At 60.0% G+C, this 26,835-nt stretch carries 23 protein-coding genes and 3 tRNA genes; 13 read left to right on the top strand and 13 right to left on the bottom strand.

The window, feature by feature from the left end; all coding sequences use genetic code 11:
* Positions 1-36: 36 nt before the first annotated feature.
* The 3 genes from JFT63_RS28760 to JFT63_RS28750 form a co-directional block, all read right to left on the bottom strand.
* Positions 37-112, bottom strand: a tRNA-Val gene (locus JFT63_RS28760).
* A 177-nt stretch (positions 113-289) separates the two neighbouring features.
* Positions 290-366 (bottom strand) — tRNA-Asp (locus tag JFT63_RS28755).
* A gap of 19 nt (positions 367-385) precedes the next feature.
* A tRNA-Val gene (locus tag JFT63_RS28750) sits at positions 386-461 on the bottom strand.
* A 159-nt stretch (positions 462-620) separates the two neighbouring features.
* On the opposite strand from JFT63_RS28750, the gene rdgC reads away from it, so the two are divergent.
* The 3 genes from rdgC (at position 621) to sugE (ending at position 3,095) form a co-directional block, all read left to right on the top strand.
* Entirely contained in the window at positions 621-1,541 is a 921-nt protein-coding gene (gene rdgC, locus JFT63_RS28745) for a recombination-associated protein RdgC (RefSeq protein WP_005786703.1), read from the top strand.
* Positions 1,542-1,707: 166 nt separating this feature from the next.
* Entirely contained in the window at positions 1,708-2,667 is a 960-nt protein-coding gene (locus JFT63_RS28740) for a bile acid:sodium symporter family protein (RefSeq protein WP_057703667.1), read from the top strand.
* A 113-nt stretch (positions 2,668-2,780) separates the two neighbouring features.
* On the top strand, positions 2,781-3,095 hold the full coding sequence (gene sugE, locus JFT63_RS28735) for a quaternary ammonium compound efflux SMR transporter SugE (protein ID WP_010211634.1): 315 nt from the start codon (positions 2,781-2,783) through the stop codon (positions 3,093-3,095).
* Positions 3,096-3,204: 109 nt separating this feature from the next.
* Here sugE and JFT63_RS28730 read toward each other — a convergent pair whose 3' ends face one another.
* The 3 genes from JFT63_RS28730 to JFT63_RS28720 form a co-directional block, all read right to left on the bottom strand.
* Positions 3,205-5,079, bottom strand: a complete 1,875-nt coding sequence (locus JFT63_RS28730) for an MFS transporter (RefSeq protein WP_198845267.1) — start codon at positions 5,077-5,079, stop codon at positions 3,205-3,207.
* 59 nt (positions 5,080-5,138) lie between these two features.
* Complete coding sequence (locus JFT63_RS28725) at positions 5,139-6,287, bottom strand: TDT family transporter (RefSeq protein ID WP_198845266.1); 1,149 nt, start codon at positions 6,285-6,287, stop codon at positions 5,139-5,141.
* Between the two features lie 110 nt (positions 6,288-6,397).
* Entirely contained in the window at positions 6,398-7,585 is a 1,188-nt protein-coding gene (locus JFT63_RS28720) for an MFS transporter (RefSeq protein ID WP_198845265.1), read from the bottom strand.
* A gap of 91 nt (positions 7,586-7,676) precedes the next feature.
* On the opposite strand from JFT63_RS28720, the gene JFT63_RS28715 reads away from it, so the two are divergent.
* A complete protein-coding gene (locus JFT63_RS28715) occupies positions 7,677-8,216 on the top strand; it encodes a TetR/AcrR family transcriptional regulator (protein WP_057703671.1) in 540 nt (179 codons plus the stop codon).
* A gap of 174 nt (positions 8,217-8,390) precedes the next feature.
* Here the strand turns inward: JFT63_RS28715 and JFT63_RS28710 are convergent, their stop codons facing one another.
* The 4 genes from JFT63_RS28710 to JFT63_RS28695 all read right to left on the bottom strand — a co-directional run bounded on the left by JFT63_RS28710 (position 8,391) and on the right by JFT63_RS28695 (position 11,568).
* A complete protein-coding gene (locus JFT63_RS28710; protein WP_005786689.1) occupies positions 8,391-9,170 on the bottom strand; it encodes an ABC transporter permease in 780 nt (259 codons plus the stop codon).
* Positions 9,167-10,099 carry an ABC transporter ATP-binding protein gene (locus JFT63_RS28705; protein ID WP_198845264.1) on the bottom strand — a complete coding sequence of 311 codons (933 nt, stop codon included), beginning with the start codon at positions 10,097-10,099 and terminating at the stop codon, positions 9,167-9,169. The genes JFT63_RS28710 and JFT63_RS28705 overlap by 4 nt, the downstream gene beginning before the upstream one ends.
* Positions 10,100-10,234: 135 nt before the next feature.
* On the bottom strand, positions 10,235-10,852 hold the full coding sequence (locus JFT63_RS28700; RefSeq protein ID WP_057703672.1) for a glutathione S-transferase family protein: 618 nt from the start codon (positions 10,850-10,852) through the stop codon (positions 10,235-10,237).
* A gap of 56 nt (positions 10,853-10,908) precedes the next feature.
* Entirely contained in the window at positions 10,909-11,568 is a 660-nt protein-coding gene (locus tag JFT63_RS28695) for a transglutaminase-like domain-containing protein (protein WP_198708578.1), read from the bottom strand.
* Between the two features lie 191 nt (positions 11,569-11,759).
* On the opposite strand from JFT63_RS28695, the gene JFT63_RS28690 reads away from it, so the two are divergent.
* Together JFT63_RS28690 and JFT63_RS28685 are read left to right on the top strand one after the other, a co-directional pair.
* Positions 11,760-14,207: an acyl-CoA dehydrogenase gene (locus tag JFT63_RS28690; RefSeq protein ID WP_057703674.1), complete on the top strand. Its 2,448-nt coding sequence runs from the start codon at positions 11,760-11,762 to the stop codon at positions 14,205-14,207.
* A 75-nt stretch (positions 14,208-14,282) separates the two neighbouring features.
* On the top strand, positions 14,283-14,690 hold the full coding sequence (locus tag JFT63_RS28685) for a PA2817 family protein (RefSeq protein WP_003190109.1): 408 nt from the start codon (positions 14,283-14,285) through the stop codon (positions 14,688-14,690).
* Positions 14,691-14,839: 149 nt separating this feature from the next.
* On the opposite strand, the gene JFT63_RS28680 is transcribed toward JFT63_RS28685, so the two are convergent.
* Complete coding sequence (locus JFT63_RS28680) at positions 14,840-15,772, bottom strand: LysR family transcriptional regulator (protein WP_198845263.1); 933 nt, start codon at positions 15,770-15,772, stop codon at positions 14,840-14,842.
* A 90-nt stretch (positions 15,773-15,862) separates the two neighbouring features.
* On the opposite strand from JFT63_RS28680, the gene JFT63_RS28675 reads away from it, so the two are divergent.
* Complete coding sequence (locus JFT63_RS28675) at positions 15,863-16,504, top strand: hypothetical protein (protein WP_057703676.1); 642 nt, start codon at positions 15,863-15,865, stop codon at positions 16,502-16,504.
* 90 nt (positions 16,505-16,594) lie between these two features.
* Here the strand turns inward: JFT63_RS28675 and JFT63_RS28670 are convergent, their stop codons facing one another.
* Positions 16,595-18,166 carry an alkaline phosphatase D family protein gene (locus tag JFT63_RS28670; protein ID WP_198845262.1) on the bottom strand — a complete coding sequence of 524 codons (1,572 nt, stop codon included), beginning with the start codon at positions 18,164-18,166 and terminating at the stop codon, positions 16,595-16,597.
* A complete protein-coding gene (locus tag JFT63_RS28665; protein WP_198845261.1) occupies positions 18,163-18,717 on the bottom strand; it encodes a GNAT family N-acetyltransferase in 555 nt (184 codons plus the stop codon). The genes JFT63_RS28670 and JFT63_RS28665 overlap by 4 nt, the downstream gene beginning before the upstream one ends.
* A gap of 190 nt (positions 18,718-18,907) precedes the next feature.
* Here JFT63_RS28665 and JFT63_RS28660 point away from each other — a divergent pair, with 190 nt between their 5' ends.
* From JFT63_RS28660 to JFT63_RS28635, 6 genes are all read left to right on the top strand, one after another.
* Entirely contained in the window at positions 18,908-19,315 is a 408-nt protein-coding gene (locus JFT63_RS28660; protein ID WP_005786670.1) for an ExbD/TolR family protein, read from the top strand.
* A gap of 2 nt (positions 19,316-19,317) precedes the next feature.
* Positions 19,318-20,055 carry an energy transducer TonB family protein gene (locus JFT63_RS28655; RefSeq protein ID WP_186563192.1) on the top strand — a complete coding sequence of 246 codons (738 nt, stop codon included), beginning with the start codon at positions 19,318-19,320 and terminating at the stop codon, positions 20,053-20,055.
* Between the two features lie 24 nt (positions 20,056-20,079).
* Positions 20,080-22,365, top strand: a complete 2,286-nt coding sequence (locus tag JFT63_RS28650; RefSeq protein WP_198845260.1) for a TonB-dependent receptor — start codon at positions 20,080-20,082, stop codon at positions 22,363-22,365.
* Positions 22,366-22,389: 24 nt separating this feature from the next.
* Complete coding sequence (locus JFT63_RS28645) at positions 22,390-23,037, top strand: MotA/TolQ/ExbB proton channel family protein (RefSeq protein ID WP_057703681.1); 648 nt, start codon at positions 22,390-22,392, stop codon at positions 23,035-23,037.
* A 56-nt stretch (positions 23,038-23,093) separates the two neighbouring features.
* Positions 23,094-24,311, top strand: a complete 1,218-nt coding sequence (locus tag JFT63_RS28640) for a phospholipase D-like domain-containing protein (RefSeq protein WP_186563188.1) — start codon at positions 23,094-23,096, stop codon at positions 24,309-24,311.
* A 95-nt stretch (positions 24,312-24,406) separates the two neighbouring features.
* Complete coding sequence (locus tag JFT63_RS28635; RefSeq protein WP_198845259.1) at positions 24,407-26,146, top strand: dipeptidase; 1,740 nt, start codon at positions 24,407-24,409, stop codon at positions 26,144-26,146.
* Positions 26,147-26,835 lie beyond the last annotated feature (689 nt).

The raw sequence follows: 26,835 nt of genomic DNA, 5'->3' as shown, positions 1-26,835 counted from the left end.
GACTGAACTACCGCTGCGCGTAACACATGAAGCGAATGGTGGGTGATGACGGGATCGAACCGCCGACCCTCTGCTTGTAAGGCAGATGCTCTCCCAGCTGAGCTAATCACCCTTCGTTTCGGTGTGGGCGCATCATACACCAAAAAATCGTAATGTCTTGATTTAAATGCAATTTATTTAAAAAAAGTTTATCGCCCGATTTTTTGCCATATTTCGGACAGAAAAAAACCCGCTCAATGAGCGGGCTTTCTGTGGTGACCTGGCGTTCAGCGTTCCAGGTGACCGAATATGGCGCAGCGGACGGGACTCGAACCCGCGACCCCCGGCGTGACAGGCCGGTATTCTAACCGACTGAACTACCGCTGCGCGTAACACATGAAGCGAATGGTGGGTGATGACGGGATCGAACCGCCGACCCTCTGCTTGTAAGGCAGATGCTCTCCCAGCTGAGCTAATCACCCTTCGTTTCGGTGTGGCGCGCATTCTACGGAGCGACCCCAAGTCTGGCAAGCACTTTCTTAAATCTTTTTTTTCAGCCCTTCCAATGGCTTAGGCAGGGTTGGCCTGCGGCGTGATCAAGAGAATAATGCCCCCCTTTGTATAGAGGAGAGACTCACCCCATGTGGTTCAAGAACCTGCTTATCTATCGCCTGACCCAAGATCTGCCTGTTGATGCCGAGGCGTTGGAAGCGGCCATGGCCACCAAGCTGGCGCGCCCTTGTGCAAGCCAGGAGTTGACCACTTACGGTTTCGTCGCGCCTTTCGGTAAAGGTGAAGATGCTCCCCTGGTTCACGTCAGCGGCGATTTCCTGCTGATCGCCGCTCGCAAGGAAGAACGCATCCTGCCGGGTAGCGTGGTGCGTGATGCACTTAAAGAGAAAGTCGAAGAGATCGAAGCCGAGCAAATGCGCAAGGTCTATAAGAAGGAGCGCGACCAGATCAAGGATGAAATCATCCAGGCCTTCCTGCCGCGTGCCTTTATCCGTCGCTCGTCGACCTTCGCTGCAATCGCGCCGAAACAGGGCCTGATCCTGGTCAACTCGGCCAGCCCCAAGCGTGCCGAAGACCTGCTGTCGACCCTGCGTGAAGTGATCGGCACCCTGCCCGTCCGCCCTCTGACGGTAAAAACCGCACCGACTGCAATCATGACTGACTGGGTCACCACCCAGAAACCGGCTGATGACTTCTTCGTCCTCGACGAATGCGAACTGCGCGACACCCACGAAGACGGCGGCATCGTGCGCTGCAAACGCCAGGACCTGACCGGCGAAGAGATCCAGCTGCACCTGACCACCGGCAAGGTCGTAACCCAACTGTCCCTGGCGTGGCAGGACAAGCTGTCCTTCATGCTCGATGACAAGATGACCGTCAAGCGCCTGAAGTTCGAAGACCTGCTGCAAGACCAGGCGGAACAGGACGGCGGCGACGAAGCCCTGGGCCAACTGGATGCCAGCTTTACCTTGATGATGCTGACCTTCGGCGACTTCCTGCCGGCGTTGGTGGAAGCCCTGGGCGGGGAAGAAACCCCACAGGGCATCTAAACAACACCGATCCAATGTGGGCACGGTCAGTGTGGGAGCTGGCTTGCCTGCGATAACGGAGTGTCAGCCAGAGTACTGCCGACTGATACACCGCTATCGCAGGCAAGCCAGCTCCCACATTTGATTGCATCGACAACTCAGAAATCGAATAAAAAAGGACATCCCCATGCGTGCACTCGCCGCCTTGAGCCGCTTCGTCGGCAATACCTTCGCTTACTGGGTGTTGATATTTGCCGTGCTCGCCTTCCTCGAACCCAGCTGGTTCATCGGCCTGAAAAGCGCCATCGTCCCGCTGCTGGGCCTGGTGATGTTCGGCATGGGGCTGACCTTGAAACTTGAAGACTTCGCCGAAGTCGCTCGCCACCCATGGCGCGTGGCATTGGGCGTGGTCGCGCATTTTGTGATCATGCCGGGCGTGGCATGGTTGTTATGCCAGGCCTTTCACCTGCCAGCGGAAATTGCCGTCGGCGTGATTCTGGTCGGCTGTTGCCCAAGCGGCACCTCGTCCAACGTGATGACCTGGCTGGCCCGCGGCGACCTGGCGTTGTCGGTGGCGATTGCCGCCGTCACCACCCTCCTCGCTCCGCTGCTCACACCGGCGTTGATCTGGCTACTGGCCTCGGCCTGGCTGCCGGTATCGTTCATGGAGCTGTTCTGGTCGATCCTGCAAGTGGTGCTGCTGCCGATTGTGCTCGGTGTGGTGGCGCAACGGGTGCTGGGCGAGCGGGTTCGCCATGCGGTGGACGTGCTGCCGCTGGTGTCGGTGGTCAGTATTGTGATCATCGTCGCGGCCGTGGTTGCCGCAAGCCAGGCGAAGATTGCCGAATCGGGCCTGCTGATCATGGCGGTGGTGATGCTGCACAACAGCTTCGGTTACCTGCTGGGCTACTTCACCGGGCGCCTGTTCAAGTTGCCCCTGGCGCAACGCAAGTCGTTGGCGCTGGAAGTCGGTATGCAGAACTCAGGGCTGGGTGCCGCGCTGGCCAGTGCGCATTTTTCGCCGCTGGCGGCGGTGCCCAGTGCGCTCTTCAGCGTCTGGCACAATATTTCCGGCGCATTGCTGTCGACCTATTTCCGCCGCATGAGCGAAAAGGAAGACCGCCGCGCCCTGGAAACCGCGCCGTAAACTTGATCGTCTAAGCCGTTTTCGGCACTCTACCAGGCTTCGCGGGGACGACCTCGCGACGCTATCAAGCGCTTACCCGGGGACGACCCCACTTTGATAGAAGCGAGGTCATCATGTCCTGGATCATTCTGTTTTTTGCCGGGTTGTTTGAAGTTGGCTGGGCCGTCGGCCTGAAATACACCGACGGTTTCAGCAAGCCACTGCCGACCGCCCTGACGATTGCCGCCATGGCCGTCAGCCTTGGGTTGCTGGGGCTGGCCATGAAGGAGTTGCCGCTGGGCACCGCCTATGCCATCTGGACCGGCGTGGGTGCCGTGGGCACCGTAATTGCGGGGATTATCCTGTTTGGGGAGTCCATGGCGTTGTTTCGGTTGGCGAGTGTGGCGTTGATTATTTGTGGGCTGATTGGCCTCAAGATCTCGACATAAAGCCACTACCGCTATCGCAGGCAAGCCAGCTCCCACATTTGACTGTATTCACAATTCAAAATGTGGAAGCTGGCTTGCCTGCGATGAGGCCCTGACAAACAACGAAAAACTACCTGGCACTCCCCCGCAAACCGCCCACCACAGCCTGCAACTGCTCAGGCGTCGCCGCCTCCACAGCCACCGGCTCACCCGCCACCAGCACCACCCGCGACCAGATCCGATGGAAGAAGCCCTTGTTCGGATCGCGGCTGAAGAAACTCCCCCACAACCCCTGCAACGCCATGGGGATCACCGGCACCGGCGTCTCCTCCAGGATGCGTGTCACCCCACCGCGAAACTCATTCATCTCGCCATCGGCGGTCAGCTTGCCTTCCGGGAAGATGCACACCAACTCGCCATCCTTGAGGTACTGGGCAATCCGCGCGAACGCCTGTTCGTAGATTTGAATGTCTTCATGGCGACCGGCAATCGGAATCGCCCCAGCGGTGCGGAAGATAAAGTTGAGCACCGGCAAACGGTAGATCTTGTAGTACATCACAAAGCGAATCGGCCGACGTACTGCACCACCAATCAACAGCGCATCGACAAACGACACATGGTTGCACACCAGCAACGCCGCGCCTTCATCCGGGATGGCCTCCAGGTTGCGATGCTCCACACGGTACATGGAATGGCTGAGCAGCCAGATCATGAAGCGCATGGTGAATTCGGGGACGATCCTGAAGATGTAGGTGTTGACGGCGATGTTGAGCAGCGACACCACCAGGAACAACTCGGGGATCGACAGCTTGGCCACGCTCAGCAACAGGATCGAAACAATGGCCGAGACCACCATGAACAATGCGTTGAGAATGTTGTTGGCCGCGATGACCCGTGCCCGTTCGTTCTCGGCGGTGCGCGATTGGATCAGCGCATACAGCGGCACAATATAGAAGCCGCCGAACACACCCAGGCCGAGAATATCGAGCAACACCCACCAGGCCTGGCCGTAGCTGAGCACCGCGAGCCAATCGTTGGCTTGCACGTTCTGCGGGAAACCGCCGGAGTGCCACCACAGCAGCAGGCCGAACACGGTCAGGCCAAAAGAGCCGAACGGCACCAGGCCGATTTCCACCTTACGCCCGGAGAGTTTTTCGCAGAGCATCGAGCCCAGGGCGATGCCCACTGAGAACACGGTGAGGATCAGGGTCACTACGGTTTCGTCGCCGTACAACCACTCCTTGGCATAGGCCGGGATTTGCGTGAGGTAGATCGCGCCGACAAACCAGAACCACGAGTTGCCGACAATCGAGCGCGACACCGCCGGCGTCTGCCCCAGGCCCATGCGCAACGTGGCCCAGGACTGGGTGAAGATATTCCAGTCCAGGCGCAGTTGCGGTGTTGAAGCCGCCGCACGCGGGATGCTGCGGCTGGCCAGGTAGCCCAGCACCGCCACACCGACAATCGCCACCGCCACCACCGGCGCGTAGTGGGTGGACGACATCATGATGCCGGCGCCAATGGTGCCGGCCAGAATCGCCAGGAAGGTGCCCATCTCCACCAGGCCGTTGCCGCCGACCAGCTCATCGTCGTGCAAAGCCTGGGGCATGATCGAATACTTCACCGGGCCGAACAGCGCCGAGTGAGTACCCATGGCAAACAGCGCCAACAGCATCAATTCCAGATGATTAGTCAGGAAGCCTGCCGCGCCGACGGCCATGATCACGATCTCGCCGATCTTGATCGCACGGATCAAGGCGTCCTTGTTGAACTTCTCGCCAAACTGCCCGGCCAACGCCGAAAACAGGAAGAACGGCAGGATAAACAACAAGGCGCACAGGTTGACCCAGATGGAGCGGTCGCCCTCGATGGTGAGCTTGTAAAGGATGGCCAGGATCAGCGACTGCTTGAAGATGTTGTCGTTGAACGCGCCCAGCAATTGGGTGATGAAAAACGGCAAGAAGCGCCGCGTGCGCAGCAAGGTGAATTGGGAAGGATGGCTCATCGTCGTCCGTGTTCCTGCGTGGCCTGTATTTATCAGGCCACGACTTTACCTAATCCTGCTTACTTATTCGCTAGCCCGGCAATACAAGGCGAAACAAAAAGCTCGCCTTTATAAGCGCCCTGCACGGTGCGCTTGGCCACGATCAGCCACATCAGCGCCAGCGCGACCACCAGCACACTGCCAAACACACTGAAAAACACCAACTGCAACAGGCTCGCCAATTTAAGCGTGGCCAGGGCATACACCCCCAGTGGGAAGGTGAAGCCCCACCAACCCAGGTTGAACGGGATACCGGCGCGCAGGTAACGCAGGGTGATCAACACCGCAATCAACATCCACCACAAGCCGAAGCCCCATAGGGTGATGCCCGCAATCAGGCCCAGGCCGTGGGCCATTTCACCGACACTGGCCAGACCATTGGCGGCGAAGATCGCAGGGGCGTCCGTACCCAGCAACAACATGCCCAGGGCACCGGTGCCGATGGGGCCCAGCGCCAACCAGCTCGACGCTGCCATATTGGCGTGAGGCAACTTATGCAAGGCCATGCGCAGCATCAGGATGGTCAGGATGCTGAACGCCACCGGCAGGGAAAACGCCCACAGCACGTAGCTGGTCACCAGCATCACCAGTTGCGAATGGGCATCGGCCAGGTGCGGCGCGAGCAAGCCGCCGCTGGCCGCGGCCACTTCGGCAGCTACCACGGGCAACAGCCAGACAGCGGTCATCTGGTCGATACTGTGCTCCTGGCGGGTGAACATCATGAACGGGATCAGTACGCCGCAGGCCAGGGACATGGCCACGTCCAGCCACCACAGGGCTTCAGCCAACGGGATCACATCACTGCCCCAGCGTGGCAGGCCGAACAGCAGCAGACCATTGAGAATAGTCGCCAGCCCCATCGGGATGGTGCCGAAGAACATCGAGACCGTGGAGTGTCCGAAGATTCTCCGTGCCTCGTGGAAAAAAATCACCCAACGGGTGGCATACAACACGCTGAACAACACGAACAGGCCGATGGTGAATATCCACAAGCCCTCAGCGACAGCGTGCAAGCCGGGCAAGGTGACCGGCAACTGAGCCAGGGCCAGCGCCAGCACCCCGGTGCCCATGGTGGCGGCAAACCAGTTCGGGGTGAACTGGCGAATCACTTCCCGGGGACGGGTCAGATGGCTGAATGGTTTGTAACGGTGAGTGGTCGAGCAGGTCATGGTCAATCCTCTTCCTCGCATGAGGTTGAGGCCATGGTAGAACCTGATCGAATATCTATATAACGGGTAATATCTCTAACTGTTATCTACTTTATAGATATTAGCCTTGCCTATGCAGCTGCTCGGCTCCGCGCAGAGCCCTGCCATAACTGCCCGCCTAGAGCGCCCACCGCCAACAGGATGAGGACCGCAGCGTAGCCATCGGTAGTGACGACAAGGCCAAACACCCGGCTCAGATTGCCCGCCACCAACGCCGGTACGCAGAATGCCAGGTAGCTCAGTACATAGAATGCCGACATCAACCCCGCACGCTCATGGGGCAGCGCCAACCCGACGATACTGCGCACGCTGCCCATAAAGCCGCCGCCGAAACCAAAGCCGGCGATCACACTGGCGACAAAGAACAACCACAGGCTGGCCGTCTGCACGGCAACCAACAACAGGCTCACGCCAATGGCCATCAGCACCGCCGACAGGCGCATGACCTTGTCAGCCGCACGGTTGCGCAGGCTGTAGATCATGACCGCGCCACTTAACGTAACCACCGCGACCAGCCCTCCGCCGATCAAATGCGAGGTCGACCCGGTGGCGACCCGCACCAGCGAAGGCGCCAAAGAAGAAAAGAACCCACCCAGCGCCCATACCGCCACATTCAACGGCATCGCCAACCACAAGGCCCGGCGCGCTTGCGGTGGCACATGCAGGGTAGGCGCCAGGGACTTCAAGGCCCCTGGTATACGACTGACCGTCTCGGACAACCGCCAGACATACACGGCCTGCAGCACCATCAAGCCCAGTAAGATGAAATAGATCAATTGCGTCGGCCGTGGCGCGTACTCAACCAGCAAACCGCTGCCCAGCCCGCCACTGGCCATGCCCAGCATCGGCGCAAGGCTGTTGAGCATCGGGCCGCGCACCCGGTCAGTATCGAGCAGCGTCGCACTCAGCACCGCTGTGGCAGTACCAGTCGCAAAACCCTGTAATGCACGTGCAGCGAGTAGATAGACCGTACTGTCCGCGTTGATAAACAGCAGCATCGCCACGATATTCAGCAGCAACGCGGCAAAGATCACCGGCTTGCGCCCCAGGTAATCGGACAGCGAGCCCACCGTCAGCAGCGCCGCCAACAGGCTTAGGGCATAGACGCCAAAGATAGCCGTCAGCATCGCGGCCGAAAAATGCAGGTTGTCCTGATACACCTGGTACAACGGCGTCGGCGCGCTGGAGGCGGCGAGAAAGGTCAACACTGTGATCACGAGGAACGTCAGGCTGGACCGCTGGGAAATGACGCTGATCATGGGCACGCTCCGCTAAAGCTAATATTTTGCTTTTGTGGAGTGTGCTACTCGCTGGCGCTTAAAGCAAATTCTTTGTGTTAAGGTTTTACCCATGGCAATCAAAGAAGGCCTCCGCCCGGGGGGCCGTAGTGCCCGGGTACAAGAATCCGTCCACAGGGCGGTGCGCCAATTGCTGGAGACCCATGAGCGTTCCGGTGTCACCGTGCCAATGATTGCGGCGTGCGCCGGCGTCACGCCGTCGACCATTTACCGGCGCTGGGGCGAACTGTCAGTACTGCTCGCCGACGTCGCCCTGGCACGTATGCGTCCCGATACCGAACCAGCCAACACCGGTAGCCTGCGCGGCGACCTGCAAGCCTGGGCTGAGCAATATCTGGATGAGATGAGTTCGGACGTTGGGCGCAATATGATGCGCGACGTGCAAAGCAGCCCGACGCCAGGGTATTGCGTGAGCATCCTGAGCGGGCAGTTGCAGGTGATTGTTGACCGCTACCCGCAGGAACAGCCACCGAGCGTTGACCATCTGATCAACCTACTTGCGGCGCCGACGGTGTTTCGTATTCTGTTTTCGGCCCTGCCTTTGCCGGTAGAAGAACTGCATGCCCTGATAGAGCTGGCCCTGAAAAACTAAAGCGCGTGCACCGACCAAAATGTGGGAGCTGGCTTGCCTGCGATGCAGACACCTCGGTACACCCGTCAAGCGAAGTCGATACCATCGCAGGCAAGCCAGCTCCCACACTTGTTCGGTGTGCATCCAATAAAAAACGGCCTCTGATGAGGCCGTTTTGTTATTTCCAATCCCACATCATGTGCGCATCCCACGCCCACTCACCAGCAACCGCGCACAGCCGATATACAAGACGACGGTGGCGACGATCATGAAAGTGATCGCCACGCTGATCTTGATATCCGACACGCCCAGGATGCCGTAGCGGAAGGCGTTGACCATATGCAACACCGGGTTGGCCAGGGACACCGTCTGCCAGAACGGCGGCAGCAAGGTAATGGAGTAGAACACTCCGCCCAGGTAGGTCAGCGGCGTCAGCACGAACGTCGGGATGATGGAAATATCATCGAAGTTGCGTGCAAACACGGCGTTGATAAAACCCAGCAGCGAGAAAATCGTCGCCGTCAGCACCACCACCAGAATGGTGACCCCAAGGTGATGCACTTGCAGGTGAGTAAAGAACAGCGACAGCAGCGTCACGATCACCCCGACCATCAGGCCGCGCAGCACACCGCCCAGCGTATAGCCGATCAGGATGGTGTGCGGTGACACCGGCGAGACCATCAGTTCTTCAATGGAGCGCTGGAACTTGCTGCCAAAGAAACTGGAGACCACGTTGCCGTAGGAGTTGGTGATCACCGACATCATGATCAGGCCCGGCACAATGTACTCCATGTAGGTGAAACCGCCCATGTCGCCAATCTGGCGGCCAATCAGGTTACCGAAGATCACGAAGTACAGAACCATGGTGATCGCCGGTGGCAGCAGGGTCTGCGGCCAGATCCGGGTAAAGCGTTTCACTTCTCGATAAACGATGGTTTGCAGCGCGACGAGGTTGGGTTGCAGTTCGGAACTCATACCGCCACCTTCGCCAGATTTTTCTCCACCAGGGACACAAACAACTCCTCAAGGCGATTGGTTTTGTTACGCAGGCTCAACACTTCGATGTTCTGGGTCGCCAACTGAGTGAACAGCGCGGTGATGCCCATGGCTTTATCCACCTGCACCTCCAGGGTATGGCTGTCTACCAGGCGGCTGGGGTAACCCAACAGGTGCGGCGGCGCCGACAGATTGTTCTTAAGATCAAGCAGGAAGGTTTCCACATGCAACTGGCCCAGCAGGTTACGCATGCTGGTGTTCTCGACAATGGTGCCGTGGTCGATGATGCCGATGTTGCGGCACAGCTGCTCAGCCTCTTCCAGGTAATGGGTGGTGAGGATGATGGTGATGCCCTTCTCATTCAGCTCGGTGAGGAAGGTCCACATCGAACGACGCAGTTCAATGTCCACGCCTGCGGTGGGTTCGTCGAGGATCAGCAGGCGCGGTTCATGCACCAGCGCACGGGCGATCATCAGGCGCCGCTTCATGCCGCCGGACAGCGAGCGCGAAGGCACATCGCGCTTGTCCCACAGACCCAGTTGGGTCAGGTACTGCTCGGCGCGCTCCTTGGCGATTTTCGCCGGGATGCCGTAGTAACCGGCCTGGGTCACAACGATGTCGAAGGTCTTTTCAAACTGGTTGAAATTGAACTCCTGGGGCACCACACCGATGGAACGCTTGAGCGCCGCCGGGGATTTGTCCAGGTCGTGGCCGAAGATGTTCACCGTGCCGCTGGTCTTGTTGACCAGGGTCGAGAGAATGCCGATGGTGGTGGATTTGCCGGCGCCGTTGGGGCCGAGCAAGGCGAAGAAGTCACCTTCGGCGACATCCAGATCGATACCACTCAGGGCCTGGAAACCGTTGCCGTAGGTTTTGGTTAGCTGCCGGATGGACAGAGCGGAACTCATATCGGAATACGCACCAAAGAAGGGAATAGAAAGAATAGATGAGGGCACAGCGCAGGTAGTTCAACCGGCGATGCAATGCGGGCATGGTGCTTGCCCATGCCGCACAAGTACAGTCACCCGTATTAATAGTGTGTATTAAGTCAACGCGGTCATCACGGCTTTGCGATAGGCCGGGCGCTGTTGCAAGCGCTGGTACCAGGCCTCCAGATGGGGCATTGCCGGGCGCTCGATAGGCATCTCGAACCAGGCATAAATGAAGCAGCCCAAGGGAATATCGCCCATGCCGAACGCCTGGCCTGACAGGTAGGGTTGCTCGGCGAGGGCCTGGTCAACGGTTTTGAGCGCATCGATGCAGGCTTGGCGCCCGGCATTGATACTGTCCCAGTTTTGCCTGTCAGCCGGGGTGCGCACGATCCCCCAGAACACCGCCTTGAACGGGTCGGCGAGTGTGGAGGTGGTCCAGTCCATCCACTTTTCGGCATTGGCCCGGGCTTGCAGGTCGCCGGGGTAAAAATCCGAGGCCTGTTTGGCGCACAGGTAACGCACGATGGTGTTGGATTCCCACAGCACAAAATCGCCATCTTCGATCACCGGCACCCGGCCATTGGGGTTCATGGCCCGGTATTGCGGGGTATCGACCACACCAAAAGCCCCGCCCGCATCAATTGCCTCATAGTCCAGGCCGAGTTCTTCGGCGCACCACAGTGCTTTCCTGACGTTTGATGAATTTTTACGACCCCAGATTTTCAGCATGACCGCGCCTTCTTGTGGATGAACTTGGCTGGATGAAGGCAGCAGCATACGCCGGATCAGCCGCGGCTTAAATCGCCCTGCAGATCACCCAGCAGGGTCGGTGCCTTGTCGACAAACAAGTGCGGGTAACACTGGCGGATATGCTCGAAGAAAAACGCCTCGGGCACGTCAGCAAATTGTCCGTGATCCACCACGTATTCCATCGAGCGCAGGCCCTGGCGATTGAACGCATGGAAAACACTGTCGTGCAGGCCATCGAATTCCAGTGGCGGCACATCGAACACGTCGCACAGTTGCTGATTGAACGCCGGCGTCGCCTTGACCCAGCGACCGTTCAGGTAGAGCTCGGTATAACCGTGCATGGCAAACACGTCACTTTTGAGCAGGGCGAGCAGCCGCGGTGTGGACAGGTGGTTGCGCACGTCTGCCAGGCCAATTCGCGCGGGGATGCCGCAGTGGCGAGCGCAGGCGGCCAACAAGGTGGCCTTGGGCACGCAATAGCTTTCGCCGGCAGCCAGGGCGAAGCTGGCGTTCAAGGTGCCGGGGTCGCGGCTGAAAGTGTAGGGGTTGTAGCGAATCGCCTCGCGCACGGCGTAATAAAGACTGACTGCCTGGTCACTTAAATCCGCGTGGGTTCCGCGATGTTTTTCGGCGAACTCCACCACCGCAGGGTGGTCACTATCGATGAAGCGGCTGGGACTCAAGTACGCATTCATAAGCTTGATCTCCGAAGTGAGCCTGGAGTTTAACGACAGGCCTGCCCCAGAGATAACGACGATTACGCCAAATGTCGGCGCCTGCTGATGGGTATCCCCAGTACAACTTGTAACACCCTGATCACCCGGCTTGTTCGGATGCGGACTAAGCTCCCTGGTGGTTTCGCCCCTGGTTTCACGGAGGATTGCATATGCTGTTGTTGTGGATACTGGTGCTGGTGGTCGGCATTGCCTACCTGGCACACCGCCGAACTGCCCCCCTGCCCGCCCTGGGCGTAGTCGCCGTCTACCTGCTGGCGATGGGCGCCTGGAGCCACGCACCGGGCTGGCTGCTGCTGATCTTCTGGGTGCTCATCGCTGTGGTGGCGGTGCCTTTGCTGCTGCCCGACCTGCGCCGTCAATACTTCACCAAGCCGCTGTTCAGCTGGTTCCAGAAAGTATTGCCGCCGATGTCCGAGACCGAACGCGATGCGATCGATGCCGGCACTGTCTGGTGGGACGGCGAACTGTTCAGCGGGCGCCCGGACTGGGATAAATTGCTGGCCTACCCCAAGGTGCAATTGACCGAAGAAGAACAGGCGTTCATCGACGGCCCCACCGAAGAACTCTGCGCCATGGTCAGCGACTGGGAGATCGGTCAGGCCATGGACCTGCCGCCTGCGGCCTGGGAGCACATCAAGACCCACGGCTTCTTTGCCCTGATCATTCCCAAGGAATACGGCGGCAAGGGTTTCTCTGCCTATGCCCACTCCCAGGTCGCGATGAAGCTGGCGACCCGCAGCGGTGACCTCGCGTCCACCGTAATGGTCCCCAATTCCCTGGGCCCGGCCGAATTGCTGCTGCACTACGGCACCGAGGAACAACGCAACCACTACCTGCCGCGCCTGGCGCGTGGCGACGACATCCCCTGCTTCGCCCTCACCGGCCCGCTGGCCGGTTCCGATGCCGGCGCCATGCCCGACACCGGCGTGATCTGCAAAGGCGAATGGCAAGGCAAGGAAACCCTCGGCCTGCGCCTGAACTGGGAAAAACGCTACATCACCCTCGGCCCGGTCGCGACCCTGCTTGGCCTGGCATTCAAGGCCCATGACCCGGACCACCTGCTGGGCGAAGAAGAAGACCTGGGCATCAGCCTCGCGTTGATTCCGACCGATACGCCCGGCGTAGAAATCGGCCGTCGTCACCTGCCGCTCGGCGCCGCCTTCATGAACGGCCCCAACTCCGGCAAGGACGTGTTCATTCCCCTGGAATACCTGATCGGTGGCCAGGAGATGCTCGGCAAAGGCTGGATGATGCTGATGAACTGCCTGTCGGTAGGCCGTTCGATCTCCCTGCCCGCCGTCGGCACCGGCGCCGCCAAGTTCACCAGCCTGGTGACCGGGCAATATGCGCAGGTGCGCGAGCAGTTCAATGTGCCCCTGTCGGCCTTCGAAGGTATTCAGGAAGCCCTGGCGCGTATCGGCGGCAATGCCTGGCTGATGGACAGCGCGCGTATGCTCACCGCCAACGCCGTAGACCTGGGCGAGAAGCCTTCGGTACTGTCGGCGATCCTCAAGTATCACCTGACCGAGCGCGGCCGCGAGTGCATCAGCCACGCCATGGACGTGCACGGTGGCAAGGGCATCATCATGGGCCCGAACAACTACCTGGGCCGCAACTGGCAAGGCGCGCCGATTTTCATCACCGTGGAAGGCGCCAATATTCTCTCACGCAACCTGATGATCTTCGGCCAGGGCGCGATTCGCTGCCATCCGTTCGTGCTCAAGGAAATGGCTCTGGCCGGTCGCGAAGACCATGACCAGGCGCTGAAGGAGTTCGACGGCCTGCTGATGCAACATATCGGCTTTGCCGTAAGCAACGCCGCCAGCACCCTGGTGCTGAACCTGGGCTTCGGTCATTTCGAAAAAGCCCCCGGCAACCGTTTGAGCCAGGGTTACTTCCGTGCCCTGAACCGCCAGGCAGCTGCGTTTGCCCTGCTGGCCGACCTGAGCATGATGCTGCTGGGCGGCGAGCTGAAACGTCGTGAACGCCTGTCCGCTCGCCTGGGTGATGTACTGAGCCATATGTACCTGGCGTCGGCAGCACTCAAGCGTTATCACGACCTGGATTCGCCAGACCACCTGGAGCCGCTGTTTGCCTGGGCAATGGAAGAAAGCCTGGGTCAGTCAGAGCGCGCACTGGATGAACTGCTGAGCAACTTCCCGAACAAGGTGCTGGGTTGCCTGTTGCGAGGGATCGTGTTCCCGTTCGGGCGTCGGCATACCGGGCCGTCCGATGCGCTGGATGCCGAAGTCGCGGCGGTGATCGGCCGCGCCAAGGGCGACCCGACCCTGGAAGAACTGCTGGCCGGGTGCTATCGCCCGCAATCGGCAGAAGACCCAGTGGGTGCCCTGCAACATGCCTACGATTTGCTCGGCGCCAGCCATCCGTTGCAGAAAAAACTGCATACCGCGCTTAAAAGCGGGCAGGTCAAACCGACTGCCGGTGAGTCTGCCATCGATGCCGCCTTGCACGCCGGCGTGCTGCAACCGGGAGAAGCGCAAACCCTGCGCGATGCCGAAGCGGCTCGTCGCAAGGTGATCGACGTGGATGATTTCAGCAAGGAGGAGCTGATGCAGGCCGAGGGTAAAGTCCGCTGATACCGGCGGTCATATAAAAACGGGCGCGAGAGGCATATACTCTCGCGCCCGTTTTTGCTTTAGAGGACTTATCTCGTGTCCAACGTCGTTGCCGATCATCTCGTCTTGCTCGACCACTTGCGCAGCATCCTGGTTGCCGTCGGCGAAGCCGAACAGGTACCCGAGGAAAGCCACTCGCTGTTCCTGGAGCGTTTCGACGAACTGCGCGCCCTGTTGCCGATCGACCCGATCGAAAGCCAGTACCTGGGCCAGGACCTGATGAGTCAGGTCATTCTGCGCTACCCGCAAATCGCCCACCTGGTGCCACGCGACCTGCTGTGGTTCTTTGGCGGTGATTGCCTGCACTTCATGCCCGACGAAGAGCTGGACCTGTACCAGGCTCTGGAAGAACGTCGCTATGAAGCCGAACAGAACGACGAACCGTTCGACTGGAACCAGGAAAAACAGCTGCTGGCGATGCCTCAGGACCAGAGCAAACACTGACGCCAATATGTAGGAGCGAGCTTGCTCGCGAAAAACGTCAACGATAACGCGTGCTTCCTGAATAAACGCGGCGCCTGTGAGTTTTTCGCGAGCAAGCTCGCTCCTACAGGCATTAAGGCTTGCCCCTCCCACATCTCCTAACCGCGCTCCTACCGTCGGCGCAGCGTGGGCTCCTTGGCCATGCATTCCACCAGATAATCGATAAACACCCGCAACTTCGGCGGCAAGTACCGCGTCGGCGAGTGCAGCAACCACGCCTGGCCGTGGTACGAAGCAATAAAGTCCCACGCCGGCAACACCTGCACCAACTGCCCAGCCTCCAAGGCATGGCGCGCGGTGAAATACGGCAAGCTGCCAATACCTACATGCTCAAGCACCGCATCCAGCCGCACACCGGTGTGATTCGCCGCATACCGCCCGCGTACGCCGACCGTGACCGCCTTGCCAGCCTGGCGAAACTTCCAGCGTGAATCCCCCGGTGTTTCACCCAGATAAATGCAACTGTGTCCGAGCAGATCATGGGGATGGCTCGGTGCGCCATGTTCGGCCAGGTACTGCGGTGTCGCGCACAGCAGGTGTTCGATGGGCAATAGCTGGCGCCCGACCAGGCCGGGCGGCGGGCTGTCAGTGATGCGGATACTCAAGTCGACGTTGTCGTCGATCAAGTCCACATGCCGATCCTCCAGGATCAATTGCACATCCACCTTGGGGTAACGCCGCAGAAACTCGGGCATATGGGGATGCACCACAAACCGCCCCACCGCCTTGGGCACGCTCACACGTAACAGGCCCTCGGCTTCATCGGTGAACTGGCCACTGATTTCCATCACCGAGCACGCCGCATTGACCATCTCCTGGCAACGCTTGAACACCTCCTCGCCGCCCTCGCTCAGGCGCAGCTTGCGCGTGGTGCGCTGCAACAAGCGCGTGGCCAGGGCTTGCTCCAGGCGTGAGATGCTGCGGCTTACCGCCGAGGGTGAAACACTCAGTTGCCGCGCTGCTTCGGAGAAACTGCCGGTTTCCACGACCTTGACGAAAATCGCCATTTCACCCAGCAATGGCAAAGGAAGATTGATGCTCATGACGCACAGGTCCATTGATAATTGAGCGGATTATCACTCATCTGCGCACTATTTATACTGCCCACAGACCCCTGATGTGGATGTAGACCGATGACCGAGCGCCTGTTTTTTACCCATGACCATCTGACGGCCGAGCTGGAAGTGCTCAGTTGCACCCCGCACGAAGAGCAATTTGCCGTGATTGTGCAGTCGACTATTTTTCACCCCCAAGGTGGCGGCCAGCCGTTCGACACCGGCTGGCTCGGCGACAGCCAGGTACTGCGAGTCATGCAGGAAGCCGAACAGGTGGTGCACTACGTCGACCGCCCCCTGGAACCTGGACCCGCCGTTGCACGAGTCGACGCACAACGTCGCGCCTTGCACACCCGCCTGCATTCGGCGGGACATTTGATCGGCAATGCCGGCGAACGCCTGGGCTGGATGCCGATCAAGGCCCACCACTGGCCGGGCGAAGGCAAGATCACCTTTATTCGTGGCCAGACCGCGCAAGACATGGATGCGCAAACGCTGCAGCAATGGGTCAACCAATGGATCGCTGCTGACTACCCTCGGCATATGACCCTGGAAGATGGCACCCGCGAAGTCGGCTTTGGTGAATTACCGGCATACGCCTGTGGTGGCACTCATGTTCAGGCGTTGAGCGAACTGGGCCAGGTAACGATCCTGGCGTTGTCCGAGAAAAAAGGCGCGCTGTCGGTGCGCTACAGCCTCGCTGACACCCTTACACTGTAGGAGCGAGCTTGCTCGCGAAGAACGTCAACGATAACGCGAGCAGTCAGGTTGCACGCGGTGCCTGTGAGTTTTTCGCGAGCAAGCTCGCGCCTACAGGGCCACGCTCGGCTGGCCCGATTCATTGACGAACGACTTCAACGTCGACACCGTCGCCGCCGGGTCACGCGGGTCACTGATCGCCCGAAAATTCGTCAACATGCTGTTGGCCGCCAACTCCACCGACACGTACCCACGCTGGCGGCTGTCGAAGAACTTCACATGGGGGTTGAGCGGCATAATCTTCATGAACGCGTCATAGGGCGGGCCGTCGGAGGTCACCGACGAGCCAACGAACTCGGTGGCGACCACCGCCGAATCCGGGTTGTCGGCATTCACATGCAGGTCCGTGGCCCAGAACGAATGAATGTCGCCGCCCCAGAACACCGGGTTCTTCACGCGATTGCGCACAATCGACGCCAGCATCCGTGAACGGTTAGCCATGTAGCCATCCCAGCCGTCGCTCCAGCGGCCCGGCTTGTGGTTGGTGAGATCGCGCTGGATCAGCGGCGCCACCAGCAAATCCTGAGCGATCACATTCCATTGCGCCTTCGACTGGGCAAACCCCTGGTCCAGCCAGGCTTCTTGCTGCCAGCCGAGCAAAGTGCGAGCGGGGTCGCGCAAGTTGCTGCAAGGGCTGGTGACAATATGCCCCTGGTGGCTGCCATTGGCTGCGATGCACGGTTGCTCGGAACGGTACTGACGCCCATCAAGCACATGGAAACGTACAAGCCGGCCGTAGTCCAGACGCCGGTAGATAAGCATATCGGCGCCCTTGGGCACACTACTGGCGCGCAAGGGCATGTGTTCATAGAACGCCTGATAAGCCGCCGCCCGTTGCTGAAGAAACTGTGCCACCGAAACCTTGGGGTCCTGGGACCAGCGGTTGGCATAGTCATTCTGCACTTCATGATCATCCCAGGTCGCTACGCTGGGGGCAGCGGCGTGCAGGGCTTGCAGGTCCGGATCGGTCTTGTACAGTGCATAGCGGTTGCGATAGTCGCTCAGGCTTTGCGCATTGCCACTGCCGTGCGAGCGGAAAACCTTGCCCGAATCCGCCGCGTAGGAGCTGTCGTAAATATAGTCGCCAAGGAAAAACACCAAGTCGGGCTGCTCCGCGGCGAGGTGACGATAGGCGCTGAAATAGCCGCGCTCCCAGTGCGAGCAAGACACAAACCCCAGTCGGGCCGAGGCCATGGTATGCAGCGCTGGTGTCGTGCGCGACTGGCCCACCGGGCTTTGCGCACCGAGCCCTTCAAACTGGTACCAATAGGGTCGGTCTGCCGCGAGTCCTGCCACTTCGACATGCACCGAATGGGCAAAACGCTGCGTGGCCAGCACCTCGCCCTGCTGCACAATGCGCGTCATCGCCGCGTCGCTGGCCACCCGCCAACGCACCGGCACCGCACGGCTCAATCCACCGCGGCCATCTGCGGCATTGAACATGGGCGCCAGCCGCGTCCAGATCACAAAGCCATCCGGCAACGGGTCGCCGGAGGCTACGCCGAGGGTGAACGGATAATCCACCCCGGCACTGCGCGCAAACGGGCTGAGGATGGAAAACGCCGTGGCGACTGCCAGCCCTGCGAGTACCCGGCGGCGGTCGTGGTCTACCCCGCCGCTCACAGACCGCGCTCCCAATCGTCACGCACGGTGGCGAACCCAAGTAAGTCCTCATACACGCCGTTCTTTAGAAACGCCTGGCGCATGCAGCCTTCGTAGCGCAGGCCGATCTTTTCCATGACCCGCGCCGATTCCTTGTTGCGACCAAAGCACTGGCTGCCCACGCGCTGCAACTTTAGCTCGTCGAAGCCGAAGTCCATCACCGCGCTCGCCGCTTCTGCCGCATAACCCTGGTTACGGCAGTGCGCCGCCACCCAGCCACCCAAGTGCCCATAGTGATGCCGAGCATTGATGCGCAGGCTGACCATGCCGATCAATTCGCCTGTGCCCAGCACATGCACCCCCAGGTTCAGCAGTTCACCAGTGCGGTACTTGTCGGCGATCCCGGCAATAAAATCCTGGGCGGTTTCCAGGGTGTAGGGCGATGGAATATTCGCCGTGTTGTCGGCAATTTTCGGTCCGTTGGCAAGCGTGAAAAGCACCTGCGCCTGGTGCATTTCCAGTGTTCGCAAGAGCAGCCGCAGGGTAGTCAATTGAGGCAATGCTGTGTCCATGAAAGCCGGCTCTCAAGATAAATTTCTCAAGCATGTACGCCCCGAGTGTCAGTTTCATTACGCCCGAAAACTGACCGGTAAGTTTTCTGAAAGACCCGTCCTAGAGCCTCTAAACCGTCAATTAAAGTTAACCATTCGGTCATTTTTGCTTGCTAGCGTGTTGCCCCTAATTCAATAACGGGGTAACGGAATGAGAACCTGGGACGAACCCAAAAAACGCAAGGCGCACATCGAACTGATCCCGATGATCGACGTAATGATGTTCCTGCTGGTGTTTTTCGTACTGGTGAGCCTGAACGTGATACCCGCGCTTGGCATGAAGACTCAATTGCCCAGCGCCAGCAGCTCACAGCAGCTCAAACCGCAAAACAAATTCATCCTCACCCTGGGCCTGGAAGGCCAGTTGCAACTGGATGGCAAAGACCTGACGGTGGATGCGCTGGTGCCGGCCTTGAAAGCGGCCGAGAAGCCGGACACCAAGTCGACGATCATCGTCAACAGCGACAAAGGCGTGGAGGTTTCGCGCCTGGTGGAAGTGATGGACACCCTGCGCTTGGGTGGCTTCACCTCCGTGTCCATTGCTACGCGTAAGTCCTGATCATGTACGTTCTGTTTCGTGCGCGTCAGCTGCTGGGCAGTGTCCCGGCCCTGATCGCCCTGGTGCTGATTGCACTGGGTATCCAGTCCCAGACCTTGAAGGTCGAGCCGGTGTATGACGAGTCGGCGGTCGAGTTGGCATTGGTCGAGCCGGAGCCGGAAATCGTCCCGCAACCGGTCGTTGAACAGGAGCCGCCACCGCCGATCATCGAAGAGCAAGAGGCCGAGCCTGCTCCGCCACCGCCACCGCCACCGCCCAAGCCGCAGCCCAAACCGGAACCCAAGCCCAGGCCAAAACCCGTGCCCAAGCCGATGGTGGCCAAGACAGCGCCCACGCCGCCCCCGGTCGCCGCCGCTAAACCCATCCCGCCCGTACCGGCCCCGGCAGCACCTGTGGCGGCGCCCGCTCCACCTGCGCCGCCGAAGGTCGACGGTCAGGCCCTGGAAGGCGGTTACCTCAAAGGCCTGCGCAACGAGTTGGACACCTACAAGCAGTACCCCACCGGGCGCCAGGCGTCGCTCGAACGCCCCAGCGGCGAAGTGGTGGTGTGGTTGCTGGTGGACCGTCAGGGCCGGGTGCTTGATTCCGGCTTGCAGACCCAGGCCTCAAGCATGTTGCTCAACCGGGCCGCCACCAACAGCTTGCGTCGCATCAAGCAAGTCAAGCCGTTCCCCGAACAAGCCTTCGGGGGGCGCAATGAGCAGCGCTTCACCGCCACCTTCAACTACAGCGTGCAATAAGCACCCGACACCAGGACGACAGTGATGAAGTTCACGCGTATTCATCTGGCACTCGTTGCCGCGACCAGCATGAGCCAGGGACTGGTCATGGCAGACACCAGCGACAGCGATGTCGGCACCATTGGGGTACAAGGCAAGGCGAGCGCCGGGGGCGGCTACATGGTCCCGGAAGAGAGCATCAAGGGCCGCTCCACGGTAACCAAGGAAGCACTGGATAAACAGGCGGCCACCGGCAATGCCATCGACAAACTCAAGTACACCCCGGGCTTGAACATCTCCAGTGAAGACAACACCGGACTCTCGGGTTTTCGCTTCACCATGCGCGGCATGAACTCCGACCAGGTGGGCATGTCGGTGGACGGTATGCCGATCAACGACTCCGGCAACTACGCGCTGTACTCCAACCTGTTGGGCGACCCGGAAAACATCGACCAGATTTTCGTCACCCAGGGCGCCTCGGAGGCCGATGGGCCGCATATCGGTTCCAGTGGCGGTAACATCGGCATCGTGACCATTCGCCCCACCAAGGAAACCGGTGCGTTCGTCAAGCAGGTGGTCGGCAGCAATGCCACACGCAAGACCTTCGCCCGCCTCAATACCGGTGAAATCAACGGCCTGAGCAACTGGCTGTCGGTGTCGCATACCGAAGGGCAAATGTGGCGCGGCTCGGGCGCCGTGCGTGCCGACAAGGTGGAGTGGAACAGCTTCTTCGACGCCGGCAACGGCAACACCGCCAACCTGATCCTCAAGTATCACGAGCAGGACAACAACAGCTACAGCCAGTTGACCAAGGCGCAATTTCAGCAGAACGGTCGCAAGTACGACCCCTACCCGGCCACGCCGACCGTGGGCAGCAACGGCAAATACAACAGCTACTACGCTCTGGCGCAGAACCCGTTCCAGACCTTCACCGCCGTGCTCAACACTCAGTTCAAACTGGCCGACAACCTGGCCCTGTCGGTGATCCCGTATTACTACTGGGGCAACGGCAGCGGCGTGGGTTCATCCGCCTACGCACTCAATCGTGGTTCCAACCAGGGTGGCGTGTTCGACCTCGGCAACCTGCCCACCGCCGCCCAGTACAATGCCGACGGCACGCCGAACAACGGCGTGTACTACCGCCCTTCACGCACGCAAACCTGGCGGCCGGGCATCACCACCAAACTGACCTGGGACCTGGGCGACCACAGCCTGCAGTTCGGCTACTGGTACGAGCGCGCACGCCAGAGTCAGACCCAGCCATTCATTCCACTCAAGAGCAACGGCAAGCCGGTGGACACCTGGCCGGACTCCAACAGCGCCATCGTCGACGCCAACGGCAACACCGTACAGGGCCGCGACCGCTTCACCGTGACCCCGGCGCAAAAGGTCTGGGCCCAGGACACCTGGTACATCAACCCGGACTGGACCTTCATCGCCGGCCTTGCCTACATGAACGTCGAGCGTGACGGTACCAACCACGGCAGCCTCACTGAACGACCGGAAAAACGTAACCAGACCTACAACAAACTGTTGCCCAACGTCGGCCTCAAATATCAGTTGGACGAGCGCGACCAACTGTTCTACAGCCTGTCGCGCAATATGCGCGTGCCGCAGAACTATGCGCTCTACGACAAGGGCGCCGACTCGATCAACCTTGAACCGGAAACCAGCTGGAACCACGAACTGGGCTGGCGCTACAGCGGCGACGACATGACTCTGGCCGCCACCCTGTTTTACATGGACTTCAAGAATCGCCAGGTCTCGTCCAAAGACATCAACGGCGACGCCGCCGACATCAACGTCGGTGCCGTGACCAACAAAGGCCTGGAGCTGGAGTGGAGCGGCCAACTGCCCCATCACTTCAACTACTACACCTCCTACACCTACACCAAGGCCGAGCAGCAGGACGACATGACCGTCTACAACGCCGGCAAAGCCATCCTGCTGCCCACCAGCGGCAAGCAATTCGCCAACGTGCCCAAGAACATGCTGGCGGCCAACGTTGGTTACGACGACGGACGCTTCTACGGCACCTTCGGCGGCAAGTACACCAGCAAGCTCTACGGCGACCTGACCAACGACGAAGCCATTTCCGGGCGCACTGTGTTCAACCTCGGCGCCGGTATCTACCTGCCGGTGGACAAGAAAGTCGTCAAGGACGCGACCCTGCGCCTGAACGTCGACAACCTGTTCGACAAGAAATACCTGGACGGCGTGTACACCACCAAGACCAACGCGGCCAGCTACAGCGGCTTTCGCGATGGCGACCCGGCCTACATCGTGGGCCTGGACCGCACCGTAACGGTTTCGCTGGAAGCCAATTTCTAAGACTGACTCAAGAGGAACACCCGCATGGATATGAACCTGCTCCACGACGTCACCTTCTATGTGATGTACGCGGCGATGGCCATTGCGATCTTCATCGCCATCGAACGCGGTATCTACTTCGCCTACGTGCGCCGCCAGGCGCGTGCGTTGATCGACGCCCTCGGCGCCCATGTGCACAGCGAGCGTGACCTGCCGGACAACCTGAGCCGACGCGACAGCCTGGCGCTGAACATGATTTTGCCGGTGCTGGCCCAGAAAGCGTCCAACGGTTCACGCAAGGACCTGGACGACGAAATCGACACCCAATACCTCAAGACACGCGCCCCGCTGGCCCGCAGCCTGTGGATCATCGAGACCATTACCACGGCCGCCCCGCTGCTGGGCTTGCTGGGCACCATCCTCGGCATCATCGACACCTTCAAGGCGCTGGCCACGGCTGGCGTTTCCGACCCAGGGCAGATTTCCGGTGGTATCGGCACGGCCCTGTTCGCCACCGGCCTGGGTATCGCCATCGCGCTGTTCTGCGTGGTATTCCACAACTTCTTCCAGGACAGCCTGGAGCGCATCAACGACCAACTGAAGATCCTGTTGATCCGCGCGGCCAGCGGTGCCCGCGTACAAGGTGAAGTGCCGCACCTCGTACCGACTTCCCTGCACAGCCGCACAGCGTGACCTGCCGGGCGGGCGCATGACGCGCCCGCCCCTTTGTTTTGTCCGATGAGACGCCTATGTCCCTTTCGATGAAGTTGCGTATCGCCGGCCTTGCCGGCGTGTTGCTCAGTCCGCTGGCCCAGGCGGATTTTTCCATTCCGGGGTTTGAGCTGGTGCATACCGTGCCCGTAGAGACCACCCTGGACACCGCCGATTTGCGCCAGACCGGCCCGGTATGGATCGAGCTGTTCGACAGTGCAAAAAGCCGCATTGATATCGGCCAGTTCTACGCCGTCGACCATCCAGGTTCGGTGATGGACAGGGTCATCGAACACCTTGAGGCTGCCGGCAAGCGCGGCGTGAAGATTCGTTTTTTGCTGGAAGAAAAAGGCATCAGGCTGTCGGAAGCTGCCACCCTGGAACGCTTGCGTGCGATCCCCAACCTGACCTTGCGAGTGCTGCCCTACGGGCAATTGAGCGGCGGCATCATTCACGCCAAATACCTGCTGGTAGATGGCAAGCAGGCGTTTATCGGCAGCCAGAATTTCGACTGGCGCTCCCTGGAACATATCCACGAAACCGGGCTGCGCATCAGTGACGCAAGCGTGGTGAGCCAGGTGCAGGCGATCTTCGACCAAGACTGGCAAGCCCAGGCCGCGCTCGCCGATAAACAGCCGGTACCGCTGCCGGCCGCCGGCCAGGCGCCCGCACGCACCGGCAACTATCTGGTGGCCAGCCCGCAACGCTACAACCCGCCAGGCGTAGGCGACTCACAGATGGAACTGCCACGCCTGCTGAGCGAAGCCAAAAAAGAAGTGCGCGTGCAATTGCTCGATTACGCGCCACTGTCCTACGGACCCGATCGAACCCGGCCGTACTACGCGGTGATCGACAACGCCGTGCGCGCCGCCGCTGCCCGTGGGGTGGCGATCAAGCTGATGGTGTCCAACTGGAATACCGACAAGCTGGAGCTGCCCTACCTCAAGAGCCTGGCGGTATTGCCCAACGTCGAGATCAAGATCGTCACCCTGCCCGAGGCCAGGCAAGGCTTTATCCCTTATGCCCGAGTGATCCACAGCAAGACCATGGAGATCGACGGGCAAGTGGCATGGATCGGCACCAGCAATTGGTTGGGCGGCTACCTGGATAACTCGCGCAATCTGGAGGTGGTGATGCGCAGCGAAGCGATGGCCAGGCGTGTAGGTCAATTGCATAAGCAACTGTGGGACGGGCCCTACGCCAGAGCCTTGAGCGTGACGGATGAATACCCTGAGCCCCACCCTGGCCAGCATTGACCTTGGGCACCTGAGTAGTGGTAGTGTGTGGAAATGTTTCTGACTTATCCATCAGAAACTCCCTACTCACTACCTGCAAAGGAATGCCTTCAACAATGCACTTTCCACTCAAGCAATTGGCAGTCGCCACCCTGTTCGCAGCTAGCCTTTCGGCACTCTCCACACCCGCTTTCGCCAACATCAGCGCCGACCAAAGCGCGGCGATTGTGAAGGGTTTCAGCGAGACATCGGTCACCGATTTCCGCAGTTTCCTCGGCACTTTGGCCAAGGGCGAGCTGGGTAAATCGGCTGACGTCGGCCCGGCTATCAGCGCCTTTCTCGACAGCAAAAGCCTGAGCACCGAGCAGCAGAACGAGATCAATCGCTTGCTCGGTATCTACACCCGTGTAAAGTACGGCAAGGCCGCCCTGGAAACCTTGCGCGAACTGGTGGAGATTCCGACCTTCAACGTAGACGGCCTGCCGCAGTACAAAAACCCCGAATTTCTCAAGATCGCCGACAAGCTCCAGGCCCTGGCCAAATCCTTCAACCTGAACTTCCGTAACGTCGATAACCGCGTGTACGAAATCTCCCTGGAAGGCAGCGGTGAGGAAGTCGTCGGTGTGCACGCCCACGCCGATGTGGTGCCGGTCACGCCGGAAAACTGGGTGCTGCAGGACGGCACCAAGCTCGACCCGTTCAAGGTCACACTGATCGGCGACCGCATGTATGGCCGCGGTACCGAGGATGACAAGAACGGCATCGTCGTGACGATGTATGCCATGAAGGTGATCAAGGAAGAAAAACTGCCGCTGGCGCGCACGTTTAAACTGCTGGTGGACACGACCGAAGAAACGTCCGGTGACGCGATTCCCTATTACTTCGAACGCAATCCCGTGCCGCAATACAACTTGGCGCTGGATGGCGGCTACCCGGTGGTGATCGCCGAGAAAGGCTCGGGCACCGTTATGGCCACCTTCCCGGTGCGCAAGGGTGAAGGCGCAGGCGCAGAAATCATTGCAATGACCGGCGGCAAGGCCACCAACCAGATCCCATCGGTGTCGGTCGCCACGCTGGTCAGCGATAAGCCTGCTGAATTGGCGGCCAGCCTGCAGCAGGCCGGTAATGACTATGCCAAGCGCAACGGCGGCAATTTCCAGGTCAGCGCCAAGGTCGACGGCAAGGACGTCAAACTTACCGTTACCGGCGTGTCTGCTCACTCTTCCGAACCCGAAACCGGCGTCAACCCGGTGGCTCGTATGCTGGAGTTGATTCACGGCCTCGACGGCAAGATTGCCCTCAAGCACAACCACATCACTGATGCGGCGCGTTATGCAGCGGACAACTGGGGCCTGGATTACCTGGGCGGTAAATTGGGCGTGGGTTTTGCCGATGACTTCATGGGGCCGCTGACTACCTCGCCGACCTTTGTCGGCCTGGATGACAAAGCTTTCAAGCTGGCGGTGAACCTGCGGGCGCCGAAGGGTAAAACCCCGGAGGCACTCAAGGCACAGATCGAGCAAAAACTGAACGCCTGGAACCAGCAAGCCAAGGTCAACGTGAGCTTCGCCTACTCGCTGGATACACCGATGTACCGCAACCCTGAAGGTGAGTGGGTCAAAGCCTTGCTGGCGGTCGCCACGGAAAACCTGGACATGCAGCACAAGTTCGGCACTTCGGCTGGCGCCACCTCCGTGCATGACTTGCCCAATGGTGTGCAATTCGGCCTGGCCCGTCCGGAAGAGAAGTACACCGGGCACACCGACGGTGAGTTCAAAACGGTTGAGCAGTTCCTGCTGGACCTGCAGATCGTCACTGAAATGATGGGCCGCGTCGGGCAGTTGCCGAAGCTCTGACCCATCCTCATCGCCTGAACCACCGCTATCGCAGCCTCGCTGAAGCTCGACAGCTCCCACCGGGGATCGGCAGTGCTGGGTTGATCTCGGTTGGCAGGGCCATCGCGCCAAGCACAACTCCTGACAACAACACCGCCCAAATGTGGGAGCTGTCGAGCCCCGGCGAGGCTGCGATGGCGGCGGCACAGGCAACATTTTCATCGCCTGAACCACCGCTTTCGCAGCCTCGCTAAAGCTCGACAGCTCCCACAGGGGATTGGTGGTGTTGGGGTGATCTCGGTTGGCAGGGCCATCGCGCCAAACACAACTCCCGACAACAACATCGCCCAAATGTTGGGGTGATCTCGTTTGGCAGGGCCATCGCGCCAAGCACAACTCCCGACAACAACACCGCCCAAATGTGGGAGCTGTCGAGCCCCGGCGAGGCTGCGATGGCGGCGGCACAGGCAACATTTTCATCGCCTGAACCACCGCTTTCGCAGCCTCGCTGAAGCTCGACAACTCCCACAGGGGATCGGCAGTGCTGGGTTGATCTCGGTTGGCAGGGCCATCGCGCCAAGCGCAACTCCCGACAACAACACCGCCCAAATGTGGGAGCTGTCGAGCCCCGGCGAGGCTGCGATGGCGGCGGCACAGGCAACATTTTCATCGCCTGAACCACCGCTTTCGCAGCCTCGCTGAAGCTCGAC

This window comes from Pseudomonas sp. MF7453 (assembly GCF_016405455.1).
GTDB lineage: Bacteria > Pseudomonadota > Gammaproteobacteria > Pseudomonadales > Pseudomonadaceae > Aquipseudomonas > Aquipseudomonas paralactis.
Note: the sequence above shows the minus strand (reverse complement) of the source record. Positions and strands in the feature narration are given on the sequence as shown.